The organism is Allobaculum sp. (assembly GCF_047010065.1).
GTDB lineage: Bacteria > Bacillota_I > Bacilli_A > Erysipelotrichales > Erysipelotrichaceae > Allobaculum > Allobaculum fili.
In genome coordinates this window covers 1-20,704 of the sequence record NZ_JBKXLD010000036.1, presented here as the reverse complement: position 1 = coordinate 20,704, position 20,704 = coordinate 1, and the positions used below count along the sequence as shown (strand labels likewise).

Here is a 20,704-nt window from a genome sequence, read left to right as displayed (position 1 = left end):
GTTCTATGTCTTCTCAATCGGTCTGGCATTCCTGTTCTGGCTGGCCTTTACCCGCTATCGTCAGCTGACCCTCTGCGGCATGCTGGCATGGACAGCCGGCAGCGGCATGCTTGTCAACCCGATCATGCAGGGAACGGCGAGCGTTGCCGAATACCCCATGGCACAGGCCGCTGTACAGATTCGTGAAAAAAATCCTGACGCCTGGTGGCTGACGACCGAAAACGATCTGCGTCAGGCGCTGATGATGGCCAATGGCGTCAAAGTCGTTAACGGCGTCAACTTCTACCCGGATTTCGAAAAATGGGAACTCATCGATCCGGAGCACAAGTTTGAAGACGAAATTAACCGTTACGCGCACATTTACGTTTCCCTGATTCCGGACGGCGATCTGGAAATTGCCAGCCCTTCGGGCGACGTAGTACAGGTAAATCTGCCCGTTTCGATGCTCAAAAACTGGGATATCGACTACATCGCAGGTACGGAGCGCGATGCGCAGGTTCTCGACGCCGGCGGCATTTCCTACCAGATTGTTTACGATGACGAGAATACCGAAGACGTGATTTACCAGATCCTCGACTAGCCCGTACACCTCGTTTCCTGGCTGCATTTCAACCACAGCCCGCAAGAAATTTACTTCGTTCTTTCTTCCCCTGTTCACGACTTGAACAGGGGATTTTTTCTGCTATCCGCTTTGCTCGCTCCCTTCGCCCCATTTGCTTCGACACATTTGTCTCGCCGATTCGCTTCGACACGGCCCCTTCTGCCAATTCGTATCGACAAATTTCTGTGCCGGAGGATGCACGTTTTTTGAGCGAAACACGGTTGCGGGATGAATGTCGAAAGCGGATATTCGTATTTATTTCGTCTGGGTATAAAAAAGCAGCAGGATGGCCTGTCCTGTGTGACTGACCATCCCGCTGGATTTCTAAGTCTGTTCTGTGAATCGGATTTGTGAATTTGCAGGATCGAAACGACTGGCTTTATAAAGCGAATCGTCTGAATGCGAGCGCTTGTCGATTGCTCCCGTTTCTTCCTGTATTCCGGATTGAACTGTATTGCCGGCTGAATTTCTTTCGGATTTACTTGTTCAGGCGCTGTTCGAAGATTTTGCCCATCGCGTTGAGCGGTTTGTCGAAAATGCCGAACGTACGAACAACGGTCGCACCGAGTTCGCGTTTGAAAAAGAAGCTGCCGTAGCCGTCCTGACCCTTTTCAAAGTAGCCGCTGATTCCGCCGTAGTTGTAGCGTTCCAGACCGAGTTCAAGGGCGTGCTTATACATCTCATGATGGATGAAGCCGGAAAGGTTATAGCGGACGGCACTGCGGTCAATTCCGCCGAAGTAACATAACATTTCCATGTTGGTTACGTACCAGTAGCCGCCGTAAACCAGCTGTCCATCCGCATTGTGGACTTTGACGAGCTTGCAGTAACCGTCGGATACGCTGGCCAGATCGCGGCGCTTTTCGCCGGATCCGGTATCAAAGTTCTTGTATTCGCCGGACTTGTCAAGCATGCCTTCGATATCGGCCCAGTCCTGCTCTTCCATTTCGGACGGATTCCTGATGGTCAACGTAAAGCCTTCGCGTTCGGCTTTATGGGTATACTTTCTCGAGCTGCCGGACATCAGCTTGTCGATATCCGCAATGTCCCGGTTTGGAATTTCCGGAGTGAGCTTGCCCTGATAGCCTTTGTGGTGCTGGTTGATGCCGTCTTTGAGCTCAACGACCGACTGCCATGTAATCTGATGGCTCGTATCGGTGCCTAACGGCGATTCGTGCCAGTGAAATCCGTTTTTTTCGGCGAGAGCGAGATGCTCTTTCGTGTTGTCAAAGCCGCCTTCCACAACGGCGCCTTCGCGGTCGTATTCTTTTACTTCCACAGACGATTCAATACGCCATAGAATGAAGCCTTCCTTTTTCAGATACTCGGAAGCTTCTTCCAGGAAGTCCGCGTCATGAGCGCGGTCATCGCTTAAAAAGCCTCCGGCAGTATACGCAAACTTCCACATCTTCATAGCGGGTTTGGGTTCAACGATGACGGCATGGGTAATGCGGTTTTCGTCATTGATTCCCGCCAGAATGAAACGGTCATACAGTTTCGCGTACGAGGGAATCTGCAGGAAGACAAAGCCTAACTGGCTGTCTTCGATAAATTTTTCATATTGTTCAATAGTAATCTGTTCAATTCGCATGAATATCTTCCAATCTTTAATAAACGCGCCTTCATTATACCCTGTCACAATATCTCTTCCAATTTGAGGGGACGGCGAACGAACTAACATTTTAGGCAGCCTTTCTTCAATTGCAAATGCATCGTTTTTCTTTTGTGTCTGTTCTGTGTTCGAATCGAACGCGCCTTAATTTTTACACACCCGTTGAAAATCAACTTTTTTTCATTTTTTTGTTTTTAGAATTGCATTCCGGCCCAGCTGTGTTATTATGTTCAGGCAGTCACAAGGGCGCAAGTTCTCAGGACAAAACAAATCATGGATCCTTAGCTCAGCTGGCAGAGCAACTGACTCTTAATCAGTGGGTCTAGGGTTCGAATCCCTAAGGATCCACCACTTGAAACCAGATCGAACACTTCACAGTGTTCGATTTTTTTGCGCTTTTTTGAGCGAGACTTTCCATTTTCCTTAGCATCCTGCTTTCCTTTGCAGCCTCCTTCCGGGGACGGTCTTTTTCAGACCGTGCCGAGTCGTGCGCTCTATTTCGCCGCTGAGGTCTGCTGCTCCCCTCATCCTGGCGGTTCCCTTTGTCCGTTACGAACGGCTATAACGAAAAAATCGGTTTCAGAAACTTTCCAATCCAGTCGCCTTTTGCGGCTGGATTTTTTTGTGCCGTCAAAAAGCCCGCTGTATGTGCCTGGCGCACACTAGCGGGCAGAAAAACGAAAGAACAGGGAGAAAATCGAAGGGAAAACGTTAACCAATAAGAGATAGTTTCCGATTGTTTTTGATTACTGACCAGGAACCATGCCCAGACGGTACAGAAGCTGTTCGAGCCAGACACTCAGATCCGTCTGCTTAATCCAGACCATAAAAGCCGATTCTTCACCGGTCCTTGTGGAATGGCGAAGCAGACTGCTCACGCCGATCTGATGCAGATACATCCAGACGCCAATGCCAAGCAGACCGCCGGCCAGACCCATGAGCAGCGTCATGAATATGGATTTGCGGGAAAGAAACAGCATCGAGCCGACGAACCAGAGAAAGTTCCAGCCGATCACCGACCAACCGGTCAGAATCGCCTGCACCGCAAGAATCAGTACAGAAAGCACAAAGCCGAATACGCCCTTCGACTTGGCGTAATGCACAAATGGCGCCAGCAGCGAACTCGCCGCCCCCAGCAGACCCCAGAAGACGAAGAGCTTCATCAGAAGCGTTCCATCGTACTGATAGGAATACCAGTAGTAGGCAATATCCATGAAGGAGAAAAACAGCAGAACGTTCGCGAACGCCGCCAGGCCGTTTTTGGAATAGACGCTGATCCCGACGGCACACATCATCCAGAACGGAAGATCCGAAAGTGAAACGGCCAGCGACTGGATCGTGCTGTCGGAAGGATGAAGATCAATATAGCGGGCAAAAAGGCCGAGGCCAAGGCCTAAAGCCGAATAGAGTACCGTCTGCAAAATCCATGGAATGCCTCCCCCTCGACGGCCGGAGCGGTCTCTGGAGTCTCGAGGGTCGTCCTCATAATGGGCATGCGTCTCGTACTCGTCATCATATTCATCGGATGGCGCTGTTCGACTGCGAGATCTGCGTGAAGACGGTTCTGGATCGTTGTCCTGTACATATTCTCTGTTTTGGCGATGATTGAAGTATGCGTCCTCCTTATCTTCGTCGTCTTCGCGGCGGCGGGCTGCACGGGCTTCCTTTCGATCCTGCGCTCTGGATGAGCGGCGATCGTCCCGATCCCGGTCTTTGCGGGAACGTCTGGAAGAGCGGCGGCTTCTTCGCGAACGGCTGTCGTCTTCTGTGTATTCTCTTTGCAGGAGAGGCTGATCGTCTTCGTACGGCGCATCGTCAAAGTCAGAATCCTGACCGGTATGGATGTCGTAACGATCTTCGTCACAGGCGGGATCCCAGTGGTCTGCATCATAACCTGAAGAGGGATTTGAATACTCGTCCATTTCTTCTGCAAAGTCCGAAGATCTGGATGTCTTCCCATATGGGCTGCTTTGCGCATCAGCCGGAATATCCGGCATATCCCTGCGCGAGCGGAAATCCGTCTGGGGTACGCTTCGTTTTGGCTGTTCTCTGGAAGCAGTACTGGACAGATCCGGTTTTGCCTGCTGCGGCAGAGGACGCAAAACGACCGGTTTGGACGGCTGAGCAGCTGAATTTATGTCGTTAGATGTCGCCGTTTTCGGATCTTCAAAAAGATAAAGATCTTCTTCACGCAGATCCTCTTCATACACGGTTTCTTTCTTTGTATCTTCTGACGATTGGGTACCGCCAAAAAAATCGTTGTGTGAATCTCTCATCTTTTTCCCTCCTTCATGTACTTGCTCAAAATTTGCGGGCCTGTTCGATTGGGCCCGTCTGGCACAAGCCGGCTTCTTCGTTTTTGAAACGGCACGCCTTTCTTCAACCGGTTATAGTAAAGAACAGAACCAGTCCCTGCAGGAACGGATTGTCAGGTGGCTGACCATGCGCTTTGTCCCAAAATGTTCGCCGGCTTAAAAGGACCGTTCTGATTTTGCCGGTTTTCCTTAAAAACAGATGAAGCAACGTCTTTGAAACAGCCTTATAAACTGACTGCGTTTTCCAGAGCCGCTTTTGAACGGCGTTTGTCCTTCCTGCAGTCAATTCCATATCCCTCTGCGGCCGTCGACGAAAGCCGATGACAGAAAGGAACTTTTATCATGAAAATTTATACGATTCGTCACGGAGAAACAAATATTAACCATCAGAACCGCGTTCTGGGCCGAACGGATGAACCGCTCAATTACACGGGTTTAAAGCAGGCCGATCAGGCAGGTAAAGCACTGAAAGACATTGCCTTTGACGCCGTGTACTGCTCGCCCATGAAACGGGCCATGCAGACCGGAGAGGCCATTTCAAAAAACACGAGCTTTCCTTTTGCGATGAAAATCGCCCCGGCTTTGATCGAACAGAACTTTGGCGTTTTTGAAGGCGCTCTGCGCAATGATCCCGAATACCAGAAAGAAAAGCATCAGTACTTCAAGCCGTTTGAAGGCGGGGAATCGTTTCTGGATGTGGCCGCCCGGGTATACACCTTTCTCGACGAGCTTCAGAAACAGTATCCGTCAAAGGCGCATAATGTTCTTCTCGTAACCCACGGCGGAATTTGCCGGGTGATTGAAAACTATTTCAAAGGCATGGATAATGAAGCCTATGCCGGCGCATTCTATCAAAATTGTGAGGTGAAGGTATTCGATACCGATACGCTGCACCGGGACAGCCTGCAGCCGCTGACTCCGTCTTCATGTGTCCGCGATGACGATGCGCATGAAGAAAAAAGATAGAGAGAAAGGAAGATGCAAATGAGAACCATCACAACCGGGATTCTTGCGCATGTCGATGCCGGAAAGACCACCTGTATTGAAAGCATGCTTCTGACCTCCGGCCAGATCCGCAAGGCTGGACGCGTCGATCATCAGGACGCCTTTCTCGACTTTGACGAGCAGGAACGAAAACGAAAAATTACCATTTATTCCAAGCAGGCTTCCTTCACCTGGAAGGATACAACGATCAATGTCATCGATACGCCGGGCCATGCCGACTTTTCCGCTGAAATGGAACGTTCGCTTTCCATTCTCGATACGGCCATCGTTCTGATCAGTGCATTAGATGGCGTACAGTCGCATACCCGCACAATCTGGAAATGCCTGGATGCGTATCAGGTATCGTCCATCCTCTTTGTCAACAAGATGGACGCGACGTCCTATTCCAAAGAAGAACTGCTTTCGGACATTGAGAAAAATCTGGATACCCGAATCGTAGATCTGAGCGTGGACGACTGGATCGAACAGTTTGCGGCGCTCGACGAAAAGCTGCTCGATGAATTTGTACAGACCGAAACCCTCTCCCCCGCGTCCATGGCGCAGGCCGTCAAGGAGCGCAAGGCATTTCCGGTGCTGTTTGGCTCCGCACTGAAAAACGAAAACATCAGCGAACTGCTCGATGCTCTGCTTGCCTATACGCCAGAACAGGAATATCCAGAAGAATTTGGGGCGCGCGTCTTTAAAATCACGCTCGATTCCGCCAAGGCGCCGATTGCCCATCTTAAGCTGACCGGCGGAACGCTCCACGCCAAAGATGTGATTCACGATGAGCGCGGCGATCAGAAAGCCGATCAGCTCTTCATGGCGAACGGACAGTCCATTCGTCCCGTCAAGGAAGCTTCGGCGGGCGATATCGTTCTGGTCAAAGGGCTTCAGAATCTGAAACCTGGCGACGGACTCGGTTTTGAGACGTCGCGCAAAGAAGCGCAGCTGAGCGCTTCCCTGTGCTACGCACTGATTTTGCCGGCCGGTGTAGATCCGGTCACGATGATGGCGCCGCTGCGGCAGATGATGATGGAAGATCCGATGCTTCAGATCGAATTCGATGAAGCGTCCCAGACGATTTCCATCCGTCTGATGGGCGAAATTCAGAAAGAAATTCTCAAAAACCGGATTTACGAACGCACCGGTATTTTATGCGAATTTGGAAACGGGAAAATCGTCTACCAGGAAACGATTGACGATACCGTCTTTGGCTACGGCCATTTTGAACCGCTTCGCCACTATGCCGAAGTGCACCTGATGCTCGAACCGGGCAAACGCGGATCGGGCATGACGTATTCGTCCAAAGTTCCCCGCGACGTTTTGTCTCTGAACTGGCAGCGGCTCATTCTCTCTTCCCTTTCGGATCACGTCCAGAAAGGCATTCTGACCGGATCCGCGCTGACGGATATTCATGTCACGCTGATCGCCGGCCGCGCTCACCAGAAACATACGCAGGGCGGGGACTTCCGTCAGGCAGCATCCCGGGCGATGCGCCAGGGCCTGAAAAAGGCGCAGAACGTCTTGCTGGAACCGTTTTTCCGTTTTGAAATCACAACGCCTGCCGAAGATCTTTCCCGCATTTTGTACGAACTCGAAACCCGACGCGCCAAAGTTCAGGTAGAAGAAATGGAATCGGGAAAAATGCGCATTACCGGACGCGGTCCGGTCAGCACGCTGATGAATCTGAATACGACACTTGCCTCCCTTTCCAAAGGGCGTGCCGATATTTCCGTGGAAAACGACGGCTACGACCGCTGCGAAAACGCCGAGGAAGTCATCGAACAGATCGGCTACGACGAAAGCCTCGACCGCTTCTATCCTTCGGGATCGGTATTCTGCTCGAACGGTGTCGGCCTTACGATCGAATGGGATGAGGTGGAAGACCACCTGCACATTCCGCCCGTGGACAATACCCAGACGGTTTCTTCGATTTCGATCAACTCGTCCAAAGTTTCCGCGCAGGAGCTGAACCGCGTCTTCCAGAACGCCGGCGGCAGCAACCAGAACGCGAAAAAAGCCGGTCCATCCTAAAAGAAACGAACCGACCTGTCGCTCGAACCAACGCAGGTTACGACCTTCTCGCATCTGCCAACGGTTCTGATCGTCGACGGGTATAACATGATTTACTCATGGCCGTCTCTGCGCGAAATTTCCTCGCATTCTTTATCGGATGCGCGCGAAGAGCTGATCAGTCTGCTCATCAACTACCAGGGGTACAAAGGGTATTCGCTGATCGTGGTCTTTGACGGCAACCGCCGCAAAGGCAATCCCGGCTCCTCTTCCAAAAACGGATCCGCTTCGATTGTGTACACGCCATCCGGCATCAGCGCAGATGCCTGGATTGAAAAGAAGGCCGCGGATCTCAAAGGCAAATTTTACTGCATTGCCGCCACGAGCGACGGCCTCATTCAGAACTCCGTCTTCTCCCATGGCGCCACAAGAATTTCCGCCAGAGAACTCGAACGCGCAGTTCTCTCCGTCAACGAAAGCGCCTTTGCAGCACTTAAAAAGCATTAAAAACGATGGCCTGTCGATGACAGAACAGGCCATCGTTTTTCTTTGCGCAGGATAGAGAGCACTTGAAAACAATCTGCGTGCGCCTTTCCAGGCGCCGTTCTCGTCTGTGCTTTTCGTTCATTCCCTCTGCGCTTTGCCTGCGCGATAACTATACTGAAGAAAAAAGAAGCTCCTGCACGTTTTTGCCGCTCTGCAGTTCTTACCGTATTGCGACATTTCCTCAGGAGCCGGGGAGGAACCTTATGGAATCCTGCAGTGAAAATCCAATTTTTAAACGCGCTTCCGTGCGGGCGTGGACCGATCAGCCCGTATCGCGCGAACAGATTATCGATGTTCTCAAAGCCGGCATGCAGGCGCCTAGCGCCATGAACAGCCAGCCCTGGGAATTTGCAGTTATCACCAATCCGGAAATGAAAACCCGACTGGCCGGCATTTCTCCGTATTCGCATTTTGCGGCCGGCGCGCCGGTTTTGCTTGCCGTTCTGTGTCGCAAGGAGAACAGCTGTCAGCCCTACAATGAAATCGACATGGGCATCTGCATCGAAAACCTGCTTCTGGAAATCACAGCGCTCGGTCTGGGCGGCGTCTGCCTTGGCGTAGCCCCTTTGAAAGACCGAATGAAGTATATGGCGGATGTTCTTCAGCTGGATGAAACTTTAGAATCGATTGCGCTGGTTCCGTTTGGCTATCCAAAGCAGGACGTTCATGTAACTGAACGTTTTGATCCAGAGCGTATTCGCTGGATCGAATAGCCGGCGTTCTTCGCTTTCTAAAAAGACGACTATCATTTTTGCTTCGCAGGTCACTGAATTCTGCGGAGTTTTTTTCTGGTAAGAGGAGATTTAAAAACAAGTCTTCGGGCTTGACTTTCCAAAATAGTTAGTCGATACTAATCATCAATCCAAGGCAAATTTCGACCGAAAAGAACGGTTTTTCATTCTGATCTTTACCATTCTGGATTTGAACGGACGGAATCGATTCCGCTCGTCAGGCAGGCAAAACAGTAACGTTTTGCAGGGATCGTCTGAACCAGCTCTTTTCTGGTCGATCGATAAAACAGAAAAGAAAAGAATAGAAAGCAGGTAAATTTATGAGTTCAGCCTTCCCATTCAAAAAAGTCATGCGCAATGCGATCCTTCTGCTCGTTATCGCCTCCATGGCTCTGTTTGCGGGCGCATGCTCGAGTTCGAATGATTCGAATTCGACAGCCGCTTCCGAAATGCGCACGGTTCAGACCGATAAGGGCGAAGTGGAAATACCCGTGAATCCGCAGCGCATTGTCAGCGACTACTATCTTGGCGAGTTTCTTGCGGTTGATGTGAAACCGGTGATTGCTTCTCCGTACGCTTTAAACAATCCGTATCTGGATGGCCTCACAGACGGCATCGAACCGATGAACATCACTTCCGCGGAAACGACACTCGAGCAGTTTACGGCAGCCAAGCCGGATCTGATTGTCACCATTACCGAAGCGGACTACGACAAGTATTCAAAAATTGCGCCGACCGTTTACATTCAGGACGGCAAGCGCAGCGATGAAGATACATTCCGCTACGTTGCCGATCTTGTAGGCAAATCCAAAGAAGCGGAAGACTATATCACAGCCTTCAATGAAAAAGTGGATTCCAAAAAGGAAGAAATCCAGAACATCGTCGGCGATCAGACCGTTTCGATTCTCGAAGTCTGGCCGCAGCAGATTTACACCATGGGCTCTCACTTTGCCCGGGGCGGATCCATCCTTTATGACATGTGGGGACTGAAAGCCCCAGAACCTATTCAGAGCACCATGGTCGACGGGGACGAAACGTATAAAGTCATTTCTCTGGAAGCTCTGCCCGAGTATGCCGGCGACTTCGTTCTGTATGGCGTACTGGACGGTACCGATCCGGCTTTCGTAACGTCTTCCAATCTCTGGAATTCTTTGCCGGCCGTACAGAACGGCAAGACGTTCCCATATGAACAGGTAGCCTTCATGCATCGCGATCCGATTACGCTCAATAAGCAGGCCGATCTGTTCATCGAATTTTTCGAGAAATTCCAGGAGAACTAATGATGCAGACCAGTACGAAGAAAACGATCTTCTTTCTGGTGATTCTTACGATCGCAGCGGTTTTCGCTGCGATCCTTTCTGTCTTTCTGGGCAGTACGGACATTTCCTGGCAGACCGTACTCGAAGCGCTCTTTCGCCCGGATCTGACCAGTCACCAGCAAATCGCCGTCGTGGAACTGCGCCTGCCGCGAACGATCGGCGACCTTCTTGTCGGGGCCGGTCTGGCCAGTGCCGGCGCGCTCATGCAGGGCATGACGCGAAATCCCTTAGCGGACAGCGGTCTGCTTGGCATTAACGCGGGTGCCTCCTTCGGTGTGGCGCTCTGTCTGGCGTTCTTTTCCAATGTCACGTTTGGTCTGACGATTTTTGTCTCCTTTCTTGGGGCGGCCGTTTCCGTCTTTCTGGTGTTCGGTCTGCTATTACTGAAGCATCGAAAACTGGATGCAACCCGCCTCGTTCTGGCCGGTCTTGCGGTAAGCATGTTCTTAACCGCGCTGACCCAGGGCATTTCCATTTTGACGAATACCGGACAGTCGCTGACCTTCTGGAGTGCCGGCCGTACGGCGGGTATCCGCATGGATCAGCTTAAAATCGCGGCACCGGTCCTAATTGCTGCATTAATTGCGGCCCTTCTGCTTTCCCGACAGGTTTCCCTGCTTTCGCTTGGCGAAGAAGCAGCCCGCTCGCTCGGTCTGAATCTCAATCGCTCCCGGCTGCTGACGATTCTGGTCGTCCTGCTTCTGGCGGGTACGAGTACTGCGCTTGCTGGCCCGGTCGCCTTTGTCGGTCTTCTCATTCCCCATATCGTCCGCCGCATTGCGGGCGGCCGGTATGAAGCCATTCTTCCCTGCTCCATGATGCTTGGCGCCTTGATGATGGTTCTGGCGGACATTCTGTCCCGTACCCTCAATGCGCCGACAGAAACGCCGGTCGGCCTGATCTTTGCGGTGATCGGTGTTCCGGCTTTCATCTGGATCAGCCGAAAGGAGGAAGAAACCGATGCGTAAAAAACAGAAACAAATCTGGATTCCTCTGCTCATGGCCGTTCTGCTCGTTCTGGGCATTCTTTTCGATCTGAATGCCGGCTACGCGCAGATTCCCCTATCGGAGCTGTTTGCGGACAATCCCGTTTTGCTCGATATTCGTCTTCCCCGGGTTCTCGCCTGCGTTCTGGTCGGTGCCGGACTTTCCCTTTCCGGAGCAGTTTTGCAGGGGGTTACCCGCAACGATATGGCTGAACCGGGCATTCTTGGCATTAACGCCGGAGCCGGTCTGGCCATCGCGATTTTTATCGTCTTCTATCAGGGCGGCAATACGAACTGGTCGCTGATGATGCCGATCCTTGCCTTTCTGGGCTCAGGCGGCGTTTTCTGGATCGAATACCGTCTGGCGTACAGCCATGGGCGCATTCATCCTAAAAAGCTCCTGCTGATGGGTGTCGCCATTTCCCTGGCCGTCACTTCCCTGACGACCATCCTCATGCTGCGAATGCCCGATTCGCAGTACGCCTTCGTCCAAAACTGGATTGCGGGCACCATCTGGGGCGCCGACTGGCCAAACGTCATCCGTCTGGCGATCGGTCTTACTGTAGTCGGGGCGCTGATCTTCTACTTTTCACGAACCCTGAACGGGCTGATGCTTGGGGAAGCGCTGGCGACAGGAATTGGCATCGACACGAAAAAGTCTTCCCGTCTGTTTCTGATTGGGGCCATTGCGCTGAGTGCGTTTTGCACGAGCATCGGCGGCGGTCTGAGCTTTGTCGGTCTGATTGCCCCGCACCTTTGCCGGCGGCTGGTCGGTCCGAATTATCGCCATCTGCTTCCCGCCTGCGCGCTGGGCGGCGGTGTGCTGATGGTGTTTGCGGATATCATTTCCCGTACCTGGTTTCTACCGTACGAAATGCCGGTCGGCATTACCGCTGCCGTGCTGGGTGCACCGTACTTCCTGTACCTGCTCGTCAAGGAATAAGCCAAAAGGAGTCTCTTTATGGAACACAACGAAACAGTAAATCCATCTATGCCGGATCGTACCTTGAAGTCTTCCGATTCGAAGTCTGCGTACGCGATGGAAGGCCGGCATCTGAAAATCGGCTATTCCGATAAAACGATCATTCCCGAAATGAACGTAAAAATTCCGCAGGGGCAGATCACGAGCATCATCGGCCCAAACGGCTGCGGCAAGTCCACTCTGCTTAAGGGACTTGCGCGCATTCTTCCGCTGCAGGGCGGTGAAGTCCTTTTGCACAATCAGAACATGAAAGATATGGGGACGAAGGAAATCGCCCGTCAGCTCGCCCTTCTGCCGCAGGGACCGACGGCGCCGGCCGGTCTGAGCGTCCGTGAGCTCGTCAGCTTTGGCCGCTATCCGTACCAGAAAGGGTTTGGCACGATGAACGAAACAGACCGCCAAATCGTCGAACAGGCGATGAAAGACACCCGGACGCTGGAACTGGCCGATCGCAGTGTGGATCAGCTTTCCGGCGGACAGCGCCAGCGCGTCTGGATCGCGATGGCTCTGGCGCAGGATACACCGCTCATTTTGTTAGATGAGCCGACGACGTATCTCGATATGGCGCATCAGCTGGAAATTCTCGAACTGCTTGAACGGCTGAATAAGGAAAAGCAGAAGACAATCGTCATCGTCATCCACGATCTGAATATGGCCGCACGCTTTTCCGACTATCTGGTCGCCATGAAAGACGGACTGATCCTGCACGAAGGAAATGTGGGACAGATCATGAGTGCTCCGGTTTTGAAAGACGTTTTCAGTCTGGACGCCCTGATCGAAAAGGATCCCTGGACCGGCAAGCCGACCATGGTTTCGTATCGGCTGCTTTCCGGATCCTGATTTTGAAATCGAAAAAATCGGCCGGATGTCCAGCCGATTTTTTTGTGAGTACTCTCTAGTTGTGATGGATGAGGTGATCGTTAATGGAAATTGAATTTGATGCCGTTATTTTGCAGAACGGAACGATGGATGCTGCCTATATTGAAGTGCCCTATGACATACGCGAACGGACGGAAAAAGACCGCTGGCTGGTCGACGCCCGGTTTGATAACGTTCCCTATTCCGGTCAGGTCGTGCCCATGAAAACGCCGTTTTATCTGATCGGCCTGAACAAGCAGGTAAGAAAAGCACTGGGAAAGAGCTTTGGCGATCGCGTGCACGTCGTTTTAAAAGACCGGCAGATGTCGAAGAAAACCGATCGTTCTTCTGAACCGATACAGACAGATCCATCTTCCGTTAAGGAAGAAAAACCTGTTTCTAAGCAAACCAGACCTGCCTCCTCCAGGGACAAAAAGACGCCGGTTCGATCCAAACCGGAAACCGTAGACGAATACATTCAGAGGCAGCCTGAATCCTGGCAGGCGGATCTGAAAACGATGCAGCGCATTTTGCGTGAGGCAATGCCGAATACGATCGAAAAGATTTCATGGAGCATGCCGACATTCTGGAAAAAGCGAAACCTTATTCACTTTGCGGGCTTCAAAAACCATATTGGTCTGTATCCAGGCCCAGAAGCGATCGAACAGTTTAAAAACGAACTCAACGTCTATAAGACGAGTAAAGGCACTATTCAGATTCGGTATGGAAAAATCGATGAAGCGCTCGTTTCCGCCATTGCGAAATGGACTTTGCAAAACCAGGAAGCCGTCGATGCCGCTTTGAAACCTGAATCCGTTAAACCCAGACAATCGTCCCCTCTGCGTTCTGAGCCTTGCCTGACGATTTTCTTTTGCCTCCGAACCACCGGAGGCTTTTTTATTGGGAAGATTCCGAATTTGGAATTTTGAATGCCGGACGTTGAATTGCTTCCGTTTTCCGAGCGTTTGTGCGGTTTGAAAAGCGCCAAAAAAACAGACCCTGAGGATTTCAGGGTCTGCACGAAGATCCGCAAACGACTCGGCGTCTTTGATAAGATCGCCTGTCTATGGCGCGGATTCAAAAGTCAAAGGAGAAAAAGACGCTTATTTAACAGGGTAGCCAAGCATTTCGAGAACGCTCTTGGCGCCGTCGAGGGCAGGTTCCGGGATGTCCTGCAGAGTGACTACGGATTTGGCTTCGCGGTTAATGGCGGCTACGCCGTATACGGTGTTGTAGTCGTTGAGCAGTACGCGGGTCTGCTTCTGATCGGCATCGTAGGATTCGACTTCCAGATAGCCGTCGTCTTCAAGCTGGGAAGCGCTGGTTTCGTAGGTCTGAGACGCTTCGGTTTCGTTTTCGAAGTTCTGGCCTTCAACCTGGAAGGAACCGTTGTCGTTTTCGGCGGTAAAGGTCGTCTTGTCGCCTTCGGTTACGACATCGCTGACGCTGTAGCCGGCGTTCGAGAAGGCCATGCTGATGTCTTCAAGAGAAGCAGCAGACGTTTCCGTTTTGGATTCCTTGGATTCTTCAACGGAAGATACAGGTTCGGAAGCCGAAGATTCGGTTTTTGTTTCCGGAGCGGAAGAGCATCCCGCAATCATTAACGCAGACAGCAGCGCGAGCGCTGTAAGTGATCTTGTTTTCATATTACCTCCATATTAGGCAGTACATTCTGCCCGGAATTAGGCAGTACATTCTGCCCGGACCTGGAACGAAGGGACATGTCTTTTTGCAAGTGTAAAACTTGAAGGGCAGTTCGACTGGTTCAGGTACATCTTTCTTTACTTTCATTTAATAGTAGAGGAAGCGTTTTCCCGGCTTTGATGACCGCCTTTTCTTACAACGTCAAATCGCATACTCTTCTGCCTACGCGATTTCCTTTAAAAAATCATGATTTTTCGACAGGATTGAAAAACTATACATCCGGTCCCCGGTTTGAATCGATTCGTTTTAAAATAGAGAAAGAATTAAAGCTGAAAACAGAGTGAGGAGGATTATCAATGCTTCGAATTGGAATGCTTACGAGCGGAGGAGACTGCCAGGCGCTGAACGCCACAATGCGTGCCATCTACCTTTCCGCCATGAACAACGCTAAGGAACCCGTAGAGTTTTACGGATTCGAAGACGGCTATAAAGGCCTGATGTACAACCGCTACCGCATGCTGACGAGTGCCGATTTCAACGACATCCTGACACGCGGCGGAACCATTCTCGGTACGAGCCGGGTGCCGTTCAAGGATCTCGACAAGCCGGATGAAAACGGCAATAACAAAGTCAAGCTCATGAAGCAAACGTATCATGTGCTCGAACTCGACTGCCTGATCGTTTTAGGCGGCAACGGCTCTTTAAAAACCGCCAACCGTCTTTCCCAGGAAGGTCTGAATGTCATCGGCATGCCGAAGACGATCGACAACGATCTCTGGGGCACCGACATGACGTTCGGTTTCCAGTCCGCGGTCGATATTGCGACCCGCGCGATCGATGAAATTCACACGACTGCTTCGAGTCATGGCCGCGTATTTATCGTCGAAATCATGGGCCACAAAACCGGATGGCTGCCGCTCAACGCCGGACTGGCCGGCGGCGCCGATATCATTCTGCTTCCGGAAATCCCCTACGATCTGAACGTCGTTCTCGATGTCGTTAAGAAAAAGAAAACGAATAACCACGGCCGCTTCATGATTCTCGCCGTTGCCGAAGGCGCGATTTCGATCGAAGACAAGAAGCTGTCCAAGAAGGAATACCAGAAGCGCCTGCAAAGCTACACGTTCCCGTCCGTTTCCTACAAACTGGCCGCAGAAATTGAAGAAGCCACCGGCAAGGAAGTCCGCGTAACCATTCCAGGTCATACCCAGCGCGGCGGCATGCCGGACGCCTACGACCGCGTTTTCGCCAGCCGTCTGGGCGCTGAGGGCGGACGCATGGCCTGCCAGGGTGAATACGGCTTCATGGTCGCCTATCGCAACCGCGAAATCGTCAAAGTGCCGCTTGCCGAAATCGCCGGCAAGCTCAAGCTCGTCGATCCCGATTCCAGCATCATTCAGGAAGCCAGAATGCTTGGCATTTCGTTTGGCGATAAATAGCGGCGTGTTCTCTTTCAGTCAAGCCGTACGCTATATTCCCCTGTCCCGGCTAAACTGAAGGTATACGAAGAAACAGGAGAGGTGTTGATCCTCCAGGAGGTACCCCTATGTCAAAATTCAACGAAGTTAAAAACGAAGCGCTCAATCTGCGCAGCGATGCCCGCAAAGCACTGCTCATCGATCTTCTGCGCGCGGAAGAAAATCATGTAGCCAATTCCATGATTCCTCTGGAAGCCGATCATCGCGCTGCCATGAAAAAAGAAGAAGACGACCGTCTGTTCGGTATCGCCATGGCTTCTGCCGCCGTTGCCGCTCTGACCGGCGCCGCAGTGATCCTTGCTGTGAAGGGCAAACGCAAACTGGAAGAAGAAGCCAGAAAAGCGAAACTCCAGCTTGAGCAGGAGAAAAAGGACATGATCCGCAAGCTTGCGCAGGTCAAGGGCCGTCACTAAGCGCTGACCGGATTATCCTGAACATATCCTTCTGAACGTTCTATAAACCCGATTCTAAAATCGATTCAACACACAAAGGCTGCCTTACGACGAAGAGGTTTCTTCGAAGGAAGGCAGCCTTTTGCATGCATTTCTTAAGTTTAAACATCGGGCTTTGCATCATCCGGTTCGAGATTCTCGATCCGGATTTCCCCGACTGGTTTTCCGGCGCTTCTTATTCTTCGCCTGCAGGATCTGTCGTTCGCATCCACACCACATGACGGGTGTGATAGCTGCCGTCTTCCTGTTCATCGAGAACCTGGCGGGAATACTGGTTTCGATCAAAATCCGGAAAATACGTGTCGGCTTCAAAGTCCGCATCGATTTCCGTCAGGATCAGGCGCGAACAGTACGGCAGAAAGGCGCGATAAATCGAAGCCCCGCCAATCACAAAAGCGTCAGGCTGTTCAAATACCGTACCGTGATCCAGTGCTATGGATTCGGGTGCATGTACATTCTGCTTTTTATACGCGTCCAGCCACTTCAGGCAGTCTTCGACTGTGGAAAAGGTCAGCACGCCTTCGCGATTGATTTCATGGGACGTGAGCACAAGATGAAGACGGCCGGGAAGCAGTCCAGGCAGCGACTTCCACGTGTTGCAGCCCATGATGACCGGGCGCTTCATTGTCACCTTACGGAAAAACTTCAGATCCTGTTTAAGGCCGCGCTTCCAGGGCATATCGCCCTTCCAGCCGATTTCGCCGTTTCTGCCCACTGCGGCGATGGCGTCAAGGCGGATCACTGGGTAATGGGCATCCGCAGTTTTCCCATGTGATGATACCCTTCCAGATGCACGTCCTTCAGTTCTTTCGAACTGTCAAAGTCGTAAAAGTTTTTCACTTCCGGGTTGAGCCAGAGCTTCGGTGCCGGCAGCGGCTCATTCGTGTGCCAGCGCTGCAGAAGTTCCTGCATCTGCTCCAGCTGATTGACGTAAATGTGCGCGTCCTTAATCGACCAGTCCAGGCGTCCGACTTTCAGTCCGCACACCTGAGCCATCATGCACATCAGTACCGCATACTGCGTAACGTTAAACGGCAGACCCAGACCGACGTCGCACGAGCGCTGATGGACGAGTACATTAAGCGTTCCATCGGTAATGTCCCATTCGCTGCTCCAGACGCAGCTGGGCAGAACCGCCGTATCGAGTTCCGCATCCTGCCATAAAGACATGACCCGGCGCCGGTCTTCCGGATGGTTTTTAAGCGAATCGATCAGCTTGTCGATCAGATGGTACTTGCGAACGATGTAGCCGTACGCCGTACCGATCGTATGCGCCATGGACGGATCGAAATGCTTGAGCACCCGGCCGGTATTTACTTCCAGCCAGTCGCCGTTTTCATCGATTTCCCATTCGTCCCAGATGTGCACATTGCGCTCCTGAAGCCAGCGCACATCGTTGCTCTGCGCCTGATAAATCCATAACATTTCCAGAACCGCCTGCCGTAAAAACAGCTGCTTGACGGTCAGGATCGGAAATTCTTCGCCGACATTCAGCGTGAAGTGGGCAAACGGAATTTTTTTCGTATCCACGCCTGTACGGTTGGAAACGATCGTTCCTTCGCTGAGAATCGTCTCGCAAAGGCCGCAGTAAATTTCATCCCATTTAGACATTCCCTTTCCCCTTTCTCTGCTGGTTTTCTTCTTTGCCGCCTGCAGCGGCAGTTTCCCTCCCCTGCGCAGGCGTATCGGCTTCTGGATTTGCCGGCATTTCTGGGGCGCGCAATGAAGTGTACGTCGATGCCGGGAGCACTTCGAGGCGGCCGGTCTGTTCTGGAAGAACGTCCTGTTCCAGATAGCGGGCAATGCCGTGTTCATCGTTGGTCCAGGGCAGAACCACATCCGCGATCGCCTTGACCGGCGGCGTGGCATTGCCCATCGCGATGCCGACTCCGGCTTTCTGAAGCATTTCAATATCGTTGCTTTCATCGCCAAAAGCGATGACGTTTTCTTCGTTCAGACCATAATGTTCGCAAATGCGGTCCAGGCCGAATCCCTTATTGATTTTCGGATCGACGTATTCGTAAAGAACGTCCGCGGTGGGAAAGCTCACTACCCCTTCAAACGGATGCGCTGCTGCGATTTCCTTAATGCGCGGCTGATCTTCGGCGCGGCTGCGAATGACCAGCTTGTCCACATCGTGATGTTCCAGAAACTCCTTGAGATCGACAATAATTTCCTCTTCGCCAAACTGCTCGGCAATGGCGAGCGTTTCCGGTGTGGAAAATTCCACATAGCGGCGGTTGCCGATCATCGGTTCAAAATGAATGCCGGGGATTTCCCGGAAAATTTCACAGATCTGCCAGACCAGTTTGCCGTCGAGATGCGCGAAGGTCTGTTTTTCTTTTGTGCGCATGTCGTAAATGGCACCGCCGTTCATGCCGACTAAAAAACTGATCGAATTTTCAATGCCCCACTGGCGGCTGAGAATGACGCCGCTTTCGACCGGGCGTCCGGAAATAATCCCAAACAGGATTCCGTATTCTTTCAGGCGGTTTACGGCCTGACGGGTTTTCTCATCGAGCTTCTTTTGCGAATTGAGCAGCGTGCCGTCGACATCGACCGCAATCAGCGTTACGGGTTTCATAAGCCTCCTCCTTTTTCAGGCGCTTTGCCGCCTGATCTGTCGCTGGGCTTTTCGCAGAATATGCCTTTTCGAAAAGCCGTTTTGTTTTTCGGATTTATAAAGCTTAACCGGCGAGAGCGGCTTTTTCTTCCAGACGCTTTGCGGAAAGGTCAAGCAGTGTCTGGATCTGTTCTCTTGTCATTTCGTCTTCGACCAGCTGTTCATTGACCATACGGTCCAGCTGTTCACGCCAGAATCCCTGTTCCAGCACGATACGGCACGAAACTGGGAAGTTCAGATCAGGAATGAAGCCGAGAAAGGACATCCAGAAATCGAGATTGGTAATCCGGCTCGAACGATCAACGCTTCGTCCCTCGACGAGCGCCTCGTAAACGGCGGGCGTGATCGTCTGCGTTTTGAGAGCGGATAAAGGGGCGCCGGTCGTATCCATGGGATCTTCCTTTGCGCTGACCCGGAAAATGTCCACTTTGTCGGCGTCCCGCAAAATCTGATCGAGAACGCGCTGAAAGCCGGTATCCATATCGGGAATGGAAAGCTTGTTATGAACGGAAACGGCCTGAATGACCATTTCTTTTTCCTGATTGGACAGCTCGTTTAAGAAATCTTCCTGTGCGAGAATTTCAGCGCCTAAAGCGGCATGATCGACGCTTTTCGCATCCATGAACGTATGAAAGCGGCGCACCTGTTCAAAGCGGCCGATGTCATGAAACAGCGCTCCCAGATGGGCGAGCTTCTTTTCTTCTTCACTCAGGTTCAGATTTTCGGCAATCTGATCCGCGGCTGAAACGACTTTCCACGTATGGATGATTTTCAGACGAATCTGTGAATCCTCCGGATTGTAGTTCTGCACGTACTCAGTAAAACGCTCTTCTTCACGCATGGTTCTTCTTCCCTTCCTGACGGACGATCCGTCAAACCGATTTTGTTTCTTGCGCCGGTTTGCGCATGCCTATTTTATATCATGCAGCCAGAAATGGGCCGAATCAGCCAATCTGGGTCAGATTTGCATCGGTGTTCGTTTTTTCGTTTTGCCTGAAAAAAAACGCCCTGTTTCATACAGAGCGATCGTCTGGTTTCCTGTTTAGGGCTGCTGTTCGGGCCACGCTGCCCTGTCGGATCTTCTTTCCTTTCCAGGCTCAGGACTTCTGGCCGGTCTGCGCCGGCACCCTTTCCAGAGCCGCAAACAAAGGCGCCGGATCCAGACCAAAGTCGTGACAGCCCGCTTCGCAGATTTGTACGTACTCTTCTTCTGGCCTGCCATCCGCAAAGCCCAGGGGAATGGCGTAAAGAAACACAGGAAGAGATTCGCGATGTCCGTCAAAAAAACTGACGGGCAAATCCAGCGTGAACTTTTTGTACAGCGCGGGATATTCCTCGTATTCATCAAGCGCGGCTTCGTCCTGAGCGTCCACCTGCCAGATGCCCGCATCCGCAAAAGCCCCCTTCTTTGGGACGATCGAGAGATAAAACTCTCCCTTGTCTCCTTTAAAGACGAGCTTCCAGTCTGCAAGACGGGCGGTTCCGATCGGGATCGCGTTCGGGCATCGTTCTTTCATCTGTTCGAGATGGAGGTTGCTTCCATAAGCTGCATAGTAT

The 20,704-nt window shown here is 51.9% G+C and carries 20 protein-coding genes and 1 tRNA gene; 13 read left to right on the top strand and 8 right to left on the bottom strand.

Going from position 1 to position 20,704, the window contains the following annotated elements; genetic code table 11:
• Positions 1-580 (top strand): hypothetical protein (locus ACLUYS_RS04800; RefSeq protein ID WP_412659273.1); only part of this gene is annotated, 580 nt, incomplete at its 5' end.
• A gap of 499 nt (positions 581-1,079) precedes the next feature.
• Here the strand turns inward: ACLUYS_RS04800 and ACLUYS_RS04795 are convergent.
• Positions 1,080-2,192 (bottom strand): peptidoglycan bridge formation glycyltransferase FemA/FemB family protein, encoded by a 1,113-nt coding sequence (locus ACLUYS_RS04795; RefSeq protein WP_412659271.1) that lies wholly within the window; start codon positions 2,190-2,192, stop codon positions 1,080-1,082.
• Between the two features lie 296 nt (positions 2,193-2,488).
• On the opposite strand from ACLUYS_RS04795, the gene ACLUYS_RS04790 reads away from it, so the two are divergent.
• Positions 2,489-2,564 (top strand) — tRNA-Lys (locus ACLUYS_RS04790).
• A gap of 395 nt (positions 2,565-2,959) precedes the next feature.
• On the opposite strand, the gene ACLUYS_RS04785 is transcribed toward ACLUYS_RS04790, so the two are convergent.
• Positions 2,960-4,489 carry a hypothetical protein gene (locus tag ACLUYS_RS04785; RefSeq protein WP_288340260.1) on the bottom strand — a complete coding sequence of 510 codons (1,530 nt, stop codon included), beginning with the start codon at positions 4,487-4,489 and terminating at the stop codon, positions 2,960-2,962.
• Between the two features lie 381 nt (positions 4,490-4,870).
• Here ACLUYS_RS04785 and ACLUYS_RS04780 point away from each other — a divergent pair, with 381 nt between their 5' ends.
• From ACLUYS_RS04780 to ACLUYS_RS04740, 9 genes are all read left to right on the top strand, one after another.
• Positions 4,871-5,494, top strand: coding sequence for a histidine phosphatase family protein (locus ACLUYS_RS04780; protein WP_230268283.1), 624 nt, complete (start codon positions 4,871-4,873; stop codon positions 5,492-5,494).
• A gap of 18 nt (positions 5,495-5,512) precedes the next feature.
• Positions 5,513-7,549: a GTP-binding protein gene (locus ACLUYS_RS04775; RefSeq protein ID WP_412659269.1), complete on the top strand. Its 2,037-nt coding sequence runs from the start codon at positions 5,513-5,515 to the stop codon at positions 7,547-7,549.
• A gap of 15 nt (positions 7,550-7,564) precedes the next feature.
• Positions 7,565-8,035 (top strand): NYN domain-containing protein, encoded by a 471-nt coding sequence (locus tag ACLUYS_RS04770; protein ID WP_412659275.1) that lies wholly within the window; start codon positions 7,565-7,567, stop codon positions 8,033-8,035.
• A 242-nt stretch (positions 8,036-8,277) separates the two neighbouring features.
• Complete coding sequence (locus tag ACLUYS_RS04765; RefSeq protein ID WP_412659267.1) at positions 8,278-8,787, top strand: nitroreductase family protein; 510 nt, start codon at positions 8,278-8,280, stop codon at positions 8,785-8,787.
• Positions 8,788-9,125: 338 nt separating this feature from the next.
• The gene (locus tag ACLUYS_RS04760) at positions 9,126-10,085 is read left to right on the top strand and encodes an ABC transporter substrate-binding protein (RefSeq protein ID WP_412659265.1); all 960 of its coding nucleotides are present in this window, start codon (positions 9,126-9,128) and stop codon (positions 10,083-10,085) included.
• The gene (locus ACLUYS_RS04755) at positions 10,085-11,092 is read left to right on the top strand and encodes a FecCD family ABC transporter permease (protein ID WP_412659264.1); all 1,008 of its coding nucleotides are present in this window, start codon (positions 10,085-10,087) and stop codon (positions 11,090-11,092) included. Before ACLUYS_RS04760 ends, ACLUYS_RS04755 begins: the two co-directional genes overlap by 1 nt.
• Positions 11,085-12,053 carry a FecCD family ABC transporter permease gene (locus ACLUYS_RS04750; protein ID WP_412659262.1) on the top strand — a complete coding sequence of 323 codons (969 nt, stop codon included), beginning with the start codon at positions 11,085-11,087 and terminating at the stop codon, positions 12,051-12,053. Before ACLUYS_RS04755 ends, ACLUYS_RS04750 begins: the two co-directional genes overlap by 8 nt.
• Before the next feature lie 18 nt (positions 12,054-12,071).
• Entirely contained in the window at positions 12,072-12,932 is an 861-nt protein-coding gene (locus ACLUYS_RS04745) for an ABC transporter ATP-binding protein (protein ID WP_230268451.1), read from the top strand.
• 83 nt (positions 12,933-13,015) lie between these two features.
• Entirely contained in the window at positions 13,016-13,879 is an 864-nt protein-coding gene (locus tag ACLUYS_RS04740; protein WP_412659261.1) for a DUF1905 domain-containing protein, read from the top strand.
• Between the two features lie 174 nt (positions 13,880-14,053).
• Here the strand turns inward: ACLUYS_RS04740 and ACLUYS_RS04735 are convergent, their stop codons facing one another.
• Positions 14,054-14,596 (bottom strand): hypothetical protein, encoded by a 543-nt coding sequence (locus ACLUYS_RS04735; protein ID WP_230268453.1) that lies wholly within the window; start codon positions 14,594-14,596, stop codon positions 14,054-14,056.
• A gap of 354 nt (positions 14,597-14,950) precedes the next feature.
• Between ACLUYS_RS04735 and ACLUYS_RS04730 the strand changes: the two genes are divergently transcribed.
• Positions 14,951-16,033, top strand: a complete 1,083-nt coding sequence (locus ACLUYS_RS04730; RefSeq protein ID WP_230268454.1) for a 6-phosphofructokinase — start codon at positions 14,951-14,953, stop codon at positions 16,031-16,033.
• A 107-nt stretch (positions 16,034-16,140) separates the two neighbouring features.
• Complete coding sequence (locus tag ACLUYS_RS04725) at positions 16,141-16,485, top strand: hypothetical protein (protein WP_230268455.1); 345 nt, start codon at positions 16,141-16,143, stop codon at positions 16,483-16,485.
• A gap of 214 nt (positions 16,486-16,699) precedes the next feature.
• On the opposite strand, the gene ACLUYS_RS04720 is transcribed toward ACLUYS_RS04725, so the two are convergent.
• The 5 genes from ACLUYS_RS04720 to ACLUYS_RS04700 all read right to left on the bottom strand — a co-directional run.
• Positions 16,700-17,266, bottom strand: a complete 567-nt coding sequence (locus tag ACLUYS_RS04720; RefSeq protein WP_288876122.1) for a dihydrofolate reductase — start codon at positions 17,264-17,266, stop codon at positions 16,700-16,702.
• On the bottom strand, positions 17,263-18,135 hold the full coding sequence (gene thyA, locus ACLUYS_RS04715; RefSeq protein WP_412659259.1) for a thymidylate synthase: 873 nt from the start codon (positions 18,133-18,135) through the stop codon (positions 17,263-17,265). Before thyA ends, ACLUYS_RS04720 begins: the two co-directional genes overlap by 4 nt.
• Positions 18,128-19,108: a Cof-type HAD-IIB family hydrolase gene (locus tag ACLUYS_RS04710; RefSeq protein ID WP_230268461.1), complete on the bottom strand. Its 981-nt coding sequence runs from the start codon at positions 19,106-19,108 to the stop codon at positions 18,128-18,130. Before ACLUYS_RS04710 ends, thyA begins: the two co-directional genes overlap by 8 nt.
• 103 nt (positions 19,109-19,211) lie before the next feature.
• A complete protein-coding gene (locus ACLUYS_RS04705) occupies positions 19,212-19,988 on the bottom strand; it encodes an HD domain-containing protein (protein WP_230268460.1) in 777 nt (258 codons plus the stop codon).
• Between the two features lie 256 nt (positions 19,989-20,244).
• Positions 20,245-20,704: gamma-glutamylcyclotransferase family protein (locus ACLUYS_RS04700; RefSeq protein WP_412659257.1), on the bottom strand; the 460-nt coding region annotated here is incomplete at its 5' end.